This window comes from Candidatus Tisiphia endosymbiont of Piscicola geometra (genome assembly GCF_964026415.1).
Lineage (GTDB): Bacteria > Pseudomonadota > Alphaproteobacteria > Rickettsiales > Rickettsiaceae > Tisiphia.
Window position 1 is genome coordinate 1452529 of sequence record NZ_OZ032144.1, and the last position, 13021, is coordinate 1465549.

Annotated in this window: 14 protein-coding genes, 1 tRNA gene and 3 pseudogenes; 10 read left to right on the top strand and 8 right to left on the bottom strand. The window is 31.5% G+C overall.

What is annotated here, in order from left to right:
* The first annotated feature begins 9 nt into the window (after window positions 1-9).
* The 4 genes from AAGD26_RS06935 (at window position 10) to AAGD26_RS06950 (ending at window position 3109) form a co-directional block, all read left to right on the top strand.
* Window positions 10-1050, top strand: a complete 1041-nt coding sequence (locus AAGD26_RS06935) for a rod shape-determining protein (protein WP_341751642.1) — start codon at window positions 10-12, stop codon at window positions 1048-1050.
* Between the two features lie 3 nt (window positions 1051-1053).
* On the top strand, window positions 1054-1890 hold the full coding sequence (gene mreC / locus AAGD26_RS06940) for a rod shape-determining protein MreC (RefSeq protein ID WP_341751643.1): 837 nt from the start codon (window positions 1054-1056) through the stop codon (window positions 1888-1890).
* A 177-nt stretch (window positions 1891-2067) separates the two neighbouring features.
* Entirely contained in the window at window positions 2068-2874 is an 807-nt protein-coding gene (locus tag AAGD26_RS06945; protein WP_341751644.1) for a radical SAM protein, read from the top strand.
* Window positions 2867-3109: a palindromic element RPE1 domain-containing protein gene (locus tag AAGD26_RS06950; RefSeq protein WP_341751645.1), complete on the top strand. Its 243-nt coding sequence runs from the start codon at window positions 2867-2869 to the stop codon at window positions 3107-3109. The genes AAGD26_RS06945 and AAGD26_RS06950 overlap by 8 nt, the downstream gene beginning before the upstream one ends.
* A gap of 20 nt (window positions 3110-3129) precedes the next feature.
* On the opposite strand, the gene AAGD26_RS06955 is transcribed toward AAGD26_RS06950, so the two are convergent.
* The 3 genes and pseudogenes from AAGD26_RS06955 to AAGD26_RS07325 form a co-directional block, all read right to left on the bottom strand.
* Window positions 3130-3801 (bottom strand): PDDEXK nuclease domain-containing protein, encoded by a 672-nt coding sequence (locus AAGD26_RS06955; RefSeq protein WP_341752343.1) that lies wholly within the window; start codon window positions 3799-3801, stop codon window positions 3130-3132.
* Window positions 3793-4185, bottom strand: a pseudogene (locus AAGD26_RS07320) (DUF1016 N-terminal domain-containing protein); the annotation flags it as partial. The pseudogene AAGD26_RS07320 and the gene AAGD26_RS06955, both read right to left, overlap by 9 nt.
* Before the next feature lie 83 nt (window positions 4186-4268).
* Window positions 4269-4520 carry a PH domain-containing protein gene (locus AAGD26_RS07325; protein ID WP_410520616.1) on the bottom strand — a complete coding sequence of 84 codons (252 nt, stop codon included), beginning with the start codon at window positions 4518-4520 and terminating at the stop codon, window positions 4269-4271.
* Window positions 4521-4609: 89 nt separating this feature from the next.
* Here AAGD26_RS07325 and AAGD26_RS06970 point away from each other — a divergent pair.
* From AAGD26_RS06970 to AAGD26_RS06990, 5 genes and pseudogenes are all read left to right on the top strand, one after another.
* Window positions 4610-4792, top strand: a pseudogene (locus AAGD26_RS06970) (IS5/IS1182 family transposase); the annotation flags it as partial.
* A gap of 71 nt (window positions 4793-4863) precedes the next feature.
* Window positions 4864-5223: a transposase gene (locus AAGD26_RS06975; protein WP_341751647.1), complete on the top strand. Its 360-nt coding sequence runs from the start codon at window positions 4864-4866 to the stop codon at window positions 5221-5223.
* A gap of 105 nt (window positions 5224-5328) precedes the next feature.
* Window positions 5329-6021: an AraC family transcriptional regulator gene (locus tag AAGD26_RS06980; RefSeq protein WP_341751648.1), complete on the top strand. Its 693-nt coding sequence runs from the start codon at window positions 5329-5331 to the stop codon at window positions 6019-6021.
* Between the two features lie 201 nt (window positions 6022-6222).
* Complete coding sequence (locus tag AAGD26_RS06985; RefSeq protein ID WP_341751649.1) at window positions 6223-7086, top strand: IS256 family transposase; 864 nt, start codon at window positions 6223-6225, stop codon at window positions 7084-7086.
* 37 nt (window positions 7087-7123) lie between these two features.
* Window positions 7124-7345: pseudogene (locus AAGD26_RS06990) on the top strand (helix-turn-helix domain-containing protein); the annotation flags it as partial.
* Between the two features lie 196 nt (window positions 7346-7541).
* Here the strand turns inward: AAGD26_RS06990 and AAGD26_RS06995 are convergent.
* Window positions 7542-7631 (bottom strand) — tRNA-Ser (locus AAGD26_RS06995).
* A 217-nt stretch (window positions 7632-7848) separates the two neighbouring features.
* On the opposite strand from AAGD26_RS06995, the gene AAGD26_RS07000 reads away from it, so the two are divergent.
* Window positions 7849-8262, top strand: coding sequence for a helix-turn-helix domain-containing protein (locus AAGD26_RS07000; RefSeq protein ID WP_341751650.1), 414 nt, complete (start codon window positions 7849-7851; stop codon window positions 8260-8262).
* Here AAGD26_RS07000 and AAGD26_RS07005 read toward each other — a convergent pair.
* From AAGD26_RS07005 to pgsA, 4 genes are all read right to left on the bottom strand, one after another.
* Window positions 8259-9461, bottom strand: coding sequence for a hypothetical protein (locus AAGD26_RS07005; protein WP_341751651.1), 1203 nt, complete (start codon window positions 9459-9461; stop codon window positions 8259-8261). The genes AAGD26_RS07000 and AAGD26_RS07005 overlap by 4 nt on opposite strands.
* Window positions 9462-9496: 35 nt before the next feature.
* Window positions 9497-10486 carry a hypothetical protein gene (locus tag AAGD26_RS07010; protein WP_341751652.1) on the bottom strand — a complete coding sequence of 330 codons (990 nt, stop codon included), beginning with the start codon at window positions 10484-10486 and terminating at the stop codon, window positions 9497-9499.
* Complete coding sequence (locus AAGD26_RS07015) at window positions 10479-11783, bottom strand: hypothetical protein (protein WP_341751653.1); 1305 nt, start codon at window positions 11781-11783, stop codon at window positions 10479-10481. Before AAGD26_RS07015 ends, AAGD26_RS07010 begins: the two co-directional genes overlap by 8 nt.
* A 682-nt stretch (window positions 11784-12465) precedes the next feature.
* Window positions 12466-13014 carry a CDP-diacylglycerol--glycerol-3-phosphate 3-phosphatidyltransferase gene (pgsA, locus tag AAGD26_RS07020; RefSeq protein WP_341751654.1) on the bottom strand — a complete coding sequence of 183 codons (549 nt, stop codon included), beginning with the start codon at window positions 13012-13014 and terminating at the stop codon, window positions 12466-12468.
* Window positions 13015-13021 lie beyond the last annotated feature (7 nt).

Genomic DNA, 13021 nt, shown 5'->3' on the forward strand with positions numbered 1-13021 from the left:
GAAATAAAAATGCTAACAAACTTTTTCAGGAAATTTGTATGTGATATGGCCATAGATCTTGGTACGGCTAATACTTTAGTGTATGTCAAAGGCAAAGGAATCGTACTTAACGAACCTTCTGTAGTTGCATTGATTAAAGTGGACGGAGCATTTAAGCCATACGCATTTGGTCAGGAAGCAAAAAATATGTTAGGACGTACCCCAACAGACATTGAAGCAAAAAGACCACTAAAAGATGGTGTTATAGCCGACTTTAAGGGAGCTGAAGAAATGATAAAATATTTCATCAGAACAGTACATAATCGTAGATCATTTACTGGTCCAATGATTATAATTTGTGTACCCTCAGGTTCTACACCAGTTGAGCGTAGGGCTATTCAAGAAGCAGCAGAGAGTGCAGGAGGTAGAGATGTATACCTTATAGAAGAACCTATGGCAGCAGCAATTGGTGCCGGCTTACCAGTAACAGAAGCAACTGGTTCAATGATTGTTGATGTAGGTGGAGGGACAACAGAAGTAGCCGTCCTATCATTAGGTGGTATTGTGTATGCTAGATCAGTACGTGTAGGTGGCGATAAAATGGATGAGTCTATTATTTCTTATATTAGAAGGCATTATAATTTACTAATCGGCGAAGCTACAGCAGAAAAAATCAAAAAGCAGATTGGAGCTGCTTACGTAGATGATAGTTTAGAACCAAGAGTAATGGAAATTAAAGGACGAGATTTAATCCATGGTATCCCTAAAGAAATGCTACTAAACGAAAGACAAATTGCTGACAGTCTAATTGAACCAATTAGTCAAATTGTAGAAGCAGTAAAAGTGGCGTTGGAATGCACTCCTCCAGAGCTTTCATCCGATATTGTAGATACAGGAATTGTTATGACTGGTGGTGGGGCATTACTCCGAAACTTAGATCATGTCCTAAAAGAAGCAACTAAACTGCCGGTAATTATTGCTGATCAAGCACTATCATGCGTAGCTCTTGGTACGGGAAAAGTACTAGAAGATTTTCAAAAATTTAAGCATGTGTTATTTAAACAAGATTAACCAATGGCATTACTTGCAAACAGAATAAAGCGTTCTAGTAAAATGGTAGAGTTTGCTAGATTTATACTTGTTACTTTGAGACGTGTTTTCGTTTTATTTTTTGTTATCGCCTCACTTTACTTATTTCTTGCTGCTCCAAAAAGATTTTCTTCCATTTCTCTTGAAGTCGTTGGACATGTTATTTTTGGTGGATTGCTAATTCATGAAAACATATTTAAGCAAATTAATTTAATAACCCAAAATTTTATTTATTTACGAGACTTAGCAAGAGAAAATATCGAACTACAATTAGAAGTGGCAAGACTAAGAAAGTTACAGAGTAATATATATTTGATCCAATCTGAGAATAAAGAACTAAAAAAACTACTATCAGTTGTAGAAGAAGAACAATATAACTATGTCAGTGCTAAATTACTAAGTGTTTCATTAAACCCCTTCAGTAAAACTGCTTTAGTGTCAGCTGGAGTAAGACATGGTGTGGAAGTTGATCAGATAGTTACCAACAGTGAAGGATTAGTTGGGCGAGTAATACAAGTAAGCAACAATTACTCTAAAATAATTTTAGTTAATGACGTAAACTCTCGAATTCCGATCACTACCGTATCTTCAAAAGAGAAAGGTATCATGAGTGGTTATGGTAATGGTAGCAAAATACTCTATTTACCAAAAACTCATCTTGTCCAAAAAGGTGAAAAAGTTATAACATCTGGTTATGGTAATATTTACCCTTACGGCATAACGGTAGGTTACGTAAAAAAAGCAAATGCAGAAAAGGTTCTTGTAAAGCCTGTAGTTGACTTATCAAAAACTGAGTTTGTCAGTATATTGCTTCCTCAATGAATCTAATAATTGGCTTTTATACTGCTATGATTTCAAGAGTTGATATAGACGAAGAGGTCAATTTCAAGAAGAGCTATGCAGTAGCAAAGTCGAGCAGCTAGGCGTACATGAGTAACTAGGCAGCTGAAATCTTTAGACACAACGACCTTAATTCTTGAAGTTCTACCTGAGTATATTATGTTTGGACAAAATCCTAAAAGACCAGCAATATTTAATGATGGAACTAATCTAGAAATCAAAAGTATTTTTAAGACTATTCAGGGAGAAGGGTCTTTTGTAGGTATGCCTGCTATTTTTATTAGGCTTGGCGGATGCAATCTTGCTTGTAATTTCTGCGATACCGACTTTGAAGATTTTAATATATTAACTATTAACAATATTATCGAAGAAGTTGAAAAACTGGCAATTAATAGACCTCTTGCAGAATTCGCTTCTGCTAGGGAATTTGCAGGAGTCATGGAATCTCAATCCCCAGCGTATTTAGATCTACGTGAGGGGCAGAGTCCCGGTAGCACGCACAAATTACCAGCAAAAGTAGAATTATGCAAGATATCTAATATCAAATTAGTGGTTATAACTGGTGGTGAGCCTTTTCGTCAACCTATAGAATTATTGTGCTACAAATTATTAGATTTGGATTATATAGTGCAAATTGAAACTAATGGCACATTATATCGTGATCTTCCAGATAAAGTCCATATAGTTTGCTCACCAAAAGCTGGGAAAAATGGTTATGCACTATTGAGAGATGACTTACTATCTCATATTAATGCCCTAAAATTTTTGGTGGCTAAAAATATACCCAAATACTCTAACATACCAGAAGTAGGACAAAGCAAGTATAATATACCAGTATTTATTCAGCCTATGGATCAAAATAATCTGTTGCTAAATAAAGAAAATGAACGGTTAGCTATTGATTTGACCATTAAGTATGGTCATCGCCTTTCCTTACAAACTCATAAGATTTTGGGTATTGAGTGATTATATATTAGATATCTTTGACAAACTCGCTTATGCTGAAGAATTTAAAGAAGCCACGGAATCTCAACCCGCAGCGGACGATGATGTACGTGAGGAGCAGAGTACCGGTAGCACGAATAAATTACCAGCAGAAGTAGCAGCCAAGAATATAACAGCTGATAACCAACTAAGTAGAATAGTTAGGTTCAAACATGCGGAGTTTATGGGCATAAAGTTGATATCCGCTTCCTCTTGATTAATAACATTCATAATTTACTAATGCTTTTTTATTTCTACTGCTTTTTGGTCATATCGATTTTTTGCTTGTAGGACTATTTCCTGAATTTTTTTCTCAAAGACCTTAATAGGTGGCAATTCAGTCCAATATTCTGCTACATGTATGCCACTTGCTGATACATCCAAAAGCTCAATTTGAGCATGTGATTTTTCAGTGCAGAGAATAATGCCAATTGGCGGGTTTTCTCCTTCAAAGGTCTCATACTTCTTAAGCCAATTTATATAAAGCTCCATTTGCCCTTTATATTCTGCCTTAAATTTGCCAGTTTTGAGTTCAATCGCTACTAACCTTTTGAGTTTCCGGTTATACATAAGTAAATCTAAGTAAAAATGCTCATTATCTATGGTCATTCGCCTTTGACGTGCAACAAATGAGAATCCTGTACCAAGCTCTAAAATAAATTGTTCAATTTGCTGCAAAATAGCACTTTCTAGATCACTTTCATAAGGTGCATCCGGCAAATTTAAAAATTCTAATATGTATGGGTCTTTTAACACTAACTCTGGAACTAACTCATTATTTGATTTTAATAACGACAAGATTTGTCCACTATGTTTTTCAGATTTCTTGGATAATTCGCTTCTTTCATAAGTCATCTTATGGATGCTAGTGCGAAGTTGCCGTACACTCCAATTACCTTGTATACACATATATGCGTAAAATTCTCTTTGGTTTTGTTCTTTCAATGGCAATAACTCTATTATATGACTCCAGCTCAATTGGTTCGACAGTGTCGAACTAATCTCTATATTCGAAAAATGATCATAAAATTGGATCATTCTTACAAGTGATATACGAGAAAAACTTTTACCATACTCTAGAGATAAATGTTGTGCTAAAAATTGGACAACTTGCTTTCCATACTATGCTCTTTGATCTTTTAAGATTTCTTCCTTAATTCTCTTACCTACGTGCCAATATACCATAGTCATCTCAGAGTTTGCTACTCTTGCTACTCGGTTCTTGGCTTGAGTGATCAGAAGTTTTATATCCTCTATCAAAGAATTATGGTCATTCGTTATTATTTGGTTCATTTGTTTTTCCTATTATTGCATATGGTTATTTTAATTATGATTTCTTATGCTCAGCTATTCTTGCTTGAATCAACTCGTAAACTTCATGGGGATTTTAAGTTGAAAAAATCAATCCCTGCACCCTCTATACTGGCATTAGTAGTCATTGAAATTATTCCAAGTTCAAAACACCTTTGAATAAAATTTTGCTTTAAAGTGATTTCTTTAATATCTTCGTATTTAATGTTCTTTTGTTTATAATTTATAAAACTATTGATATAAGATATTTTATCTTTGTCAATTATAAATTCATCAAATAAATAAGAAAAACGAAGAGAGCAAATAAAACAAAACACTAGTACACTATAAAAAACAAAAAATAGACTTCTTTCGAAATTAGGCAATGGTGTAGAATGGTGTTATAAATATCTGATTTGAAGTAATAATGAAATTCGAACATATTAAAGAGTTAGAGGATGAAAAATTTCGTCGATTAACAGGAGTAAGGAAGAGAACATTCTCAAAGATGGTGGATATTTTGAGGCAAGCTGATGGTCTTAAGAAATCAAAAGGAGGGCGTAAAAATAAGCTCAATTTGGAGGAACAGTTGCTGATGGTCTTAGAATATGGCTCTGTCCAAAAAAGTGTGTAAATTTTGGAATAGGTTATATATAAAAATATAACAAAAAGGGAAATTACATGAATAAAAAAACTAATGAATCAATAAAGCAAGCAGTAGATTTATTAATAGATAATGATACAGATGTCAGTACGATACTAAAAGAAGGAGGTTTATTAAAAGAATTGACCAAACGCTTAATAGAGAAGGCACTGCAGTCAGAAATGAATAATCATCTAGGCTATGATAAATACAGTCGTGCAGACAATGATAATGATCGTAATGGTGTAACTAGCAAGAAAATGCTCTCCGAACATGGGGCTGTGGAGATAAAAGTACCAAGGGATAGGCATAATACCTTTGAACCAGCAATATTACCCAAACGCCAGAAACGTTTTGATGGTTTTGACGATAAAGTACTAATCATTTTACAATTTTAGCAGTCCAGTTTTTGGGTATCATTACAGATTTGGACTATTCTGCACAGCAAGCCTCTTTCCAATAGGGTATATTCAACTTAATTGTAAACAAATGAGGTATTAATTATGGCTTATCTTAACAATAATAACTTTATCAAGGCAATAAAATTTATCTATCAAAATATTGATGAACCTATCAGTCTTGAATTGATTGCCAAAAATATTGGCGTGTCTGTTTCAACTTTTAAAAGGTTATTCCTTGATGCAACAGGATCTTCTGCTGGAAATTTTATAAGACGCCTTAGAATGGAGCGGGCATTCAGATCATTACAAAACAAAGAAGAGTCTATACTTGAAATTGCACTGAGTAGTGGCTTTGAAGATCATTCAGCTTTTACAAGAAGTTTTAAAGAAAATTTTGGCTATAGTCCGAGTTTAGCAAGAAATAAAATGAATATAGTGAATGAGCTTGAATCTGTGTCTCTAGAAGAGCCTGAAATTATCGAGATTAATGCATTCAAAATCCAAGCTGTTACAAAACAAGGATTATACTTTGAGGCCGCACCACTCGCATGGAAAACTCTGAAAGAGCATTTAGATGAAGCAGTGCTTGGGGATGATTTTACAGGTACTTTTATAGCCGTTGGACACGATAACCCGCACGATGGAGAAGTTGTAGAAGATCAAGTACGCTTTTCAGCTGGAATCGTCCATTTGGAAGGTGTTCTAGGTTGCAATGAAATTATTATTGCTAAAGGCACTTATGCTAAATTTAATTATATTGGCAAACTTAATAACATGGGGGTAGCATATCACTAGATTTATGGTGCATGGCTTAATAAATCGGCAATTAAAATTGATGATAAAAATCCAGCTTTTATGGTGATGGATAAGTTTCCTGATAATTTCCAAGAACAAAATGTTTCAATTTATGTACCTTTGCTTTAAGAAAAATCAAGCTCTTTAAGTACGGATGATCAATTAAAGACTGGTTGAAAACAATCATTATATGCTAAAGGCATGAGTGTATCTGATATTAAGATGCAGTTACAGGAGTTATACAGTGTTGCAATAAGTGAGAGCTTAATCAGTCAGATCACCGATGATGTAATGGATGATGTAAAAGCTTGGCAAAGCCGACCATTAGAAGAGATATATCCGATAGTATTTTTTGATTGTTTAGTAGTAAAAGTTAGGCAAGACAAAAGGATAATCAACAAGGCGATATATGTTGCATTAGGGATTGAGTTATCTGGCAGAAAAGATATATTAGGGTTATGGATCAGTGAAAATGAAGGAGCAAAATTTTGGCTTGGTAATTTTACGGAGATGAAGAATAGAGGGCTGAGAGATATATTAATTGCTTGTAGTGATAATCTTACTGGTATGTCTGAGGCGATAGAAGCAGTTTATCCAAAAACAGAGCATCAATTATGTATTGTACATCAGATTAGAAATAGTTTAAAATATGTGTCGTATAAAGATAAGAAGCAGGTGGCTAGCGATTTAAAGCCGATATATACGGCAGCAACAGAAGAACAAGCCCATTTAGCTTTAGTATCTTTTGAAGAAAAATGGAATAAACAATATCCACAAATTGCCAAATCGTGGTATAATAATTGGGATAATTTAATGATTTTTCTAGGATATCTAGAGGCAATTAGAAAGGTAATTTATACCACTAATTCAGTTGAATCTGTTAATAGTCAATTACGTAAAGTAACAAATAATAAGCGTGTTTTTCCTAGCGATAATGCTGTTTTTAAAAGTTTATATTTAACGATTGACTATATGACCAAAAAATGGACTATGCCCATTCCAAATTGGAATGAAGCTATGGCTCATTTGATGATTAAATTTGAGGATAGACTGAACAAAATTTAGTGACCTATTTTTCAAATTTACACACTTTTTTGGACAGAGCCTAGAATATCTTAGAGAATACCGTACTTATTTCCATATAGGTCAGAACTATGGGATTAGTGAAAGTTCAGCATATAAAGCTGTTAAATGGGTAGAAGACACCCTAGTTAAACACCCAAACTTTGCTCTTCCATGTCGTAAAGCTCTAATGAAGAGTGATATGAATTATGAAGTAGTCTTGATTGATGCTACTGAGAGTCCTATAGAAAGACCTAAAAAAACAAAAATTATACCGCTACAACGCTGATAACTCTAGCATCTGAAGCCTATGAAACTTTTAAGGGTTCTGAAAGCCCTCAAAAACGCAAAATGATAAATTTCGTATTTCAGAACCTTAAACGTCAGGAGCAAAAAACTTGAGACCTCTCTACGTTTCCCTTTCGATATTTTTAAAAAAACGATGACTTGTACCACAGTGGCGGATAGGGTGGGATTCGAACCCACGGTACGGTTGCCCGCACGCTAGTTTTCAAGACTAGATCCTTAAACCACTCGGACACCTATCCAAGGTAATACATATCAGATAGATTAAAAAAATTCAAGTATAAATGTTTATAAGAGGGGTCAGGGTAATTTAAATTTTTTAGTAGATCATTAAAAATTAGTGTTACAAACTCCCATGATCTAAAATAATTAATTATAATTAATTATTTTAGTTATTTACTTTTTGATGGTTATACCTTATTATCTAGAAATATTAATTTTATATATAGAATCTTATCTATGGCAAATTTACAAACCAAACTTAGCTCATTAATGGTGCAAAAAAATATAAATGCTGTAGAGATAGAGAAAAAAACTGGATTAAGTAGAAATACTGTTTATAGCATTTTGTATGGTAGTTCAAAAAACCCTAGTGCTAATAATTTACAATTAATTGCAAAAGCCTTAGATATTAGCCTAGAAGCTCTTGTTGTTGATAACGAAATAAGCCATGAAGTGCTAACTATTGATCAAATGAAAATTTTTAGTAAAGCCACTAGTGCAACAATTAATATGTTAATTGAAAGAAACTTAAACTTTTCATTTACAAATCTTACAGTTCTAATAAAAGAAGTATATGAATATGCACTGAAAAAACAGTCTGTTGATAATACATTTATAGATTGGATGATTGATAAATATCACAAACCTTAATCTTGCTTTACCCATAAATCCATGTCATATTGTTTACAATATTCAAACATGGCAATAGTATTAGGGTGATTTATTCCAAATTCCTTAATTTGTGGTTTACCAAAGAATTTATAATTATATAAATCTTTGTTTTTACAAGCTGCTTTTGCTCCTTTGTTATATAACTCACTTACTTGAACAACATTTTTACTTTTATCCCCATAGAAATAGTGGTATATAGCATAAGCTTTTTTATAAGATTCTATACTTCCTTTAATGTTACCTTGAGCAAGTAAAATATCACCTTGTACTACATAACCTGCTGCTAAATCTGGATCTTCCAAATGATCTATATTCTTAGGATTTCTACGTTCATCTGCTAAAAATATTGTTATAGCTTTATTAATATGATCTAAAGCAATATCTATTTTATTTAATCCTAATTCACTTTTTGCCATTTGTGTATAAATATAACCTAATGCCTCTTGGTTTACAGATTTATGCATATTATATACTTGTTGAGTTTGAACATAAGCTTCTTGATATTTGCCAATAGAGCTTAATATTGCTGCCCTAAGTAAATAATCTCTAGTAAAACCTAGATCATTAGGATCTAACGTCTTCCATACCTCGATGCCTTTATTGACGTATTCTAAAGCTTCATTATATTTACCTTGAATAAAAAATATTCTAGCTTTTACATGATATAATATAAATATATCTCCTCCATCTATCCTATGTTTAAATAGCTTCTCCATTTCGTTAATAATTTCTTCAGCAGTTTTTATATTACCTAAATATACATGAGTTAGAGCAATGTTTAAGCTACAGTTAAATTTAGAATAAATATAATCATAATCATCACCTAGGGTATCTAAAACTTTAAGTGCTTTAGTTAAATAAGAAATAGTTTTTTGATAATTTATCGATGTTATTCTATTGTAAAGCCCTACTCCTACTAAATATCTAGCGTAACAGAATTTTTGATAAGTAGACATTTGCCAAAATTTAAACTGTTCGTCGTGTTCTTTTTGCTCAAACCAGTTAACCATTGGCTTTGATTTGTATAGATTCCAGGCATTCATATATGAGGCAAATAATTGCAATCTTAAGTTAAGCATTAAATATATGTTAATATTATATTTTTCAGCATTTTGAAAAATAATCTCTAAATTTTCGGATATAGTCTTAGTAGCTCTCCATACATGGGCAGAATGCACTCCTTTGAGTTTAGGTAATTTTAGAATAATATCCTCTAAACATATTTTATTGTTTTTATCCCCATTATTTTGTTGCTAACTACATCATTCATTTCAAAAATAGGATTATCCTGATTAGAATCAATATTGCTAATCAACATAAACTTAGATAATTGGTATATATCATCATCGAGAGTATTCTTGTTATCAGTAATTATAGCAAGTAATTGTTTTGAGAAACTTTGGTTATTTATCAAAGCTATTTTATTAAGTAACTTTACCGCACTAGGCTTTAATTCCTTTATAGCCATACTAATATTTGTTGCTATTTTATCAGTTGATTGATAAATTTTCTTTTTATATTCTTCTTTATCTAGACCTTTAATTTTATTTAGTAATTGGATTCCTTGAACTATAAGTATTGGATAACCACTAAAAGATTGCGTTAAAAATTCGATACTATTTTTATCTTTATTATCCAATAAAGTATTAGCCAAAGTTACGATAGTAGGTTTATCAAATAAGGTCATTAATATAACATTAGGTAATCTTTCGTTATTTTGAGAACAAAACACGACCTGACCATTATGTTCACAATCAATAAAGTTTTGCACTTTTTTATTTTCATTAACTTTTAAATTATCAAACACCAATAACCATTTACTAGTAGAAGTTAAATATGACATTACTTCTTTTTTGGCTAGAGTTAATGCCTCAGATATATTAGTTTGTTTGACCATATTGAGTTGTTGGGCTAATTTAACAAATTGTTCATTCAGGTCTAGGTTACAATCAAACAACCAGATTAGATCATAATTATTTTTATTCTCATAAGTATACATCCTAATTAACTGAGTTTTACCTATACCACTTGTACCAACTATACTTGCTTGTCTATATTTACCTAAATGTTTCTCAAGCATTTTAATTTGTTGCTCATGATTAATAAAATAGCTAACTGGAGTGATCAAATTAGATATTTGTGTATGGGCAAATGAATTATTGACTATAAATAATACCATAAGTGGTAATAAATATTTATTCATTTTTCTTCCTCGTTAAAGAAGCTAGTATAATCACATTATTTTCTGTTTTTATTGGTTGTTGGTTACTTTTATTTTCCTGTCTTATGCTTGAATCATTTGGATAGATTTCTATAATATTGCTTTGGTTATAACTTATTTTATAGTTGAATCCATCAGCTCTTAATATATTAAATACTTGACTTAAATTAAGTAAAAAAGGGTTAGCATGCGTTTTGAAAAAATGATTTGATGTTTTGAGCAGTTCTTCTGCTGTCATTATAGGATAACCGTCATATTCAAAACGTAGCTCTATTTTTTGTTTTATATCATCAATAGTTAATCTAATATTGTGTTTGGTAGTAGAAGATTGTTTTTTTAACAAAAAAAATAGATAGTTAATAACACTATAAATGATTTGGTACAACGCTGCATTAGAAGCAAAATATAATACTTTTGCTTTGCTTGAAATTTCAACCGATATATTTTCGTCTTCCTGATTAAATCTATCAGTAAATAAGTCAACTAATTTACTGGCATTAATTTCTTCTATTTTATTTTCTTGATACAGAAGTATAGAGCAAGGTACTTTATCACCAAAGTTTTTTAACCTATAATCCTTGATCATATCTTCTTGATTGTTAGAACTCTTATCAAGCAAGGATATTTGATTAGCTTCCTGAGCAAATAAACAATTAATTTCTAAATCTTTTTGTTTATTGAAATCATTATTCCAAATTTTTCTCATTAAAGAGGTCTTGCAATTTTTTAATTCCTGCTGATAATTAAACTTAAGCTGTTCTAATTCTGTAGCATGTTTGTCTTGATAATGTAATGCATACGATTTATTGAAACTCTTAAATAAGCTTTTAAAGAGAAAATATAACAATAGAAGATTAGCAGTAATAAATGCAGTTAATATCCAAAATGGTCTTTTAATATCTGCTTTTACTTTATGCCAATATGTACTATTAATTGCCAAACTAATATTAAGTTGGTTAGAAGCGTTGATAGGATATATTTTATCTATTTGATAATTTTGAGTTTTGATATTTGAATAAAGAAATTTTTTATTGAGTTCTATTTTGTAATAAATGAATTCCGGAATATGCTGATTCAATAATGCTCCAAAATTAAAAAGATTATAGTTTATACATTTTTCTGCCTCATTACATATCTCAAGTTCACTACCATTACTATTGATTGTAACATTTTTTTCCTGAATATTGCTAGATAAATGATACGCTAGAGAAGAGATTTTATTCATACTTACTGCTAGTATTTTATTATACTGGTTTTGTAGAATTTGTGTTTTTTCCATTTCAACTTTAGCATTATAATATTTATACAATGAAGCTATGATTGTACTATAAACTATAAAAATTAAGATAAATATCTGGAATAAATTTTGCTTTAATTTATCTAAATATGGTGAATTTTGCTCCTTCATAACCCAATAAACTAATAGTTAGAGATTCACAGCTATTCTTTTGTTTGAAACGTAAGTTGGCTGCTTATAATAGTTGCGTAATGTATACTGCTCGTAAATGAAGAATTGATAGACGATAGAATCAAAATCATGATAGTAGCAGGAATTACCAAGTCGAGGTGCTAGGCGTACATATAGTACGTGAGCACCGCAGATATTAGACTTACTGCATAAGTCAATCTAGTTGGTGATTTTGTCGTCGAAACTCGCCTCCGCTCCTCACGTACGTCTGTGTACGCGAAGGTAGCCGGCTTCGTTTCTCCTAAGAATCCCGAAAGCTTCTTTGATTTATGCAGCAAGTCTATTGGATAATGACGACGCCAATTCTTGATTTTCATCGAGTATATCTAAAACATTTAGGATTAATACCTATTATTTAATTATATATCATACTTTTTATGCTACACTAAGTTACTATTATATCAATAATTTTATTTTTTATTATAATAAATAATTGCTCTTAGATGGTACAATTTAAATCAATAGTGATATTTTGGCTTAGGGACTAATTTGCTCAAAAATATTTACTACAGGCCTTCAAATATGAATATCCGGTTACTACAGTTAAAAGTGCAGCAATCCATAAAGCTATTTGGCCTATTAAATCCATATAAATTATACCTGAACCTTTAGAACCAAGAATTAACGCTGACAAAGCAAACATTTGGGTAAATGTTTTAATCTTAGCTAATCTAGACACAGGAATACTTACTTGAATTAAAGCTAGAAATTCACGTAGTCCAGCCACTAAAAATTCACGAGCTAAAATTAATAAGCACGGTATCTCTCCCGCTGCTCCTTTTTTTACCAACATTATAATTACACAACCTACTAATAATTTATCAGCTATTGGATCAAACATTTTACCAAACCCTGATACTAAATCAAATTTTCTAGCAAGATAACCGTCAAAAAAATCAGTAATACTAGCTATAATAAATAATAACGCTGCAATTCTATGAGCGAGTTTGGAGTCATCTAGATAAAAGGTTATTACAATAATTGGAATAACCACAATACGAGCTATCGTCAGATAATTTGGTATATTTTTATCAATATTCATTTATTAT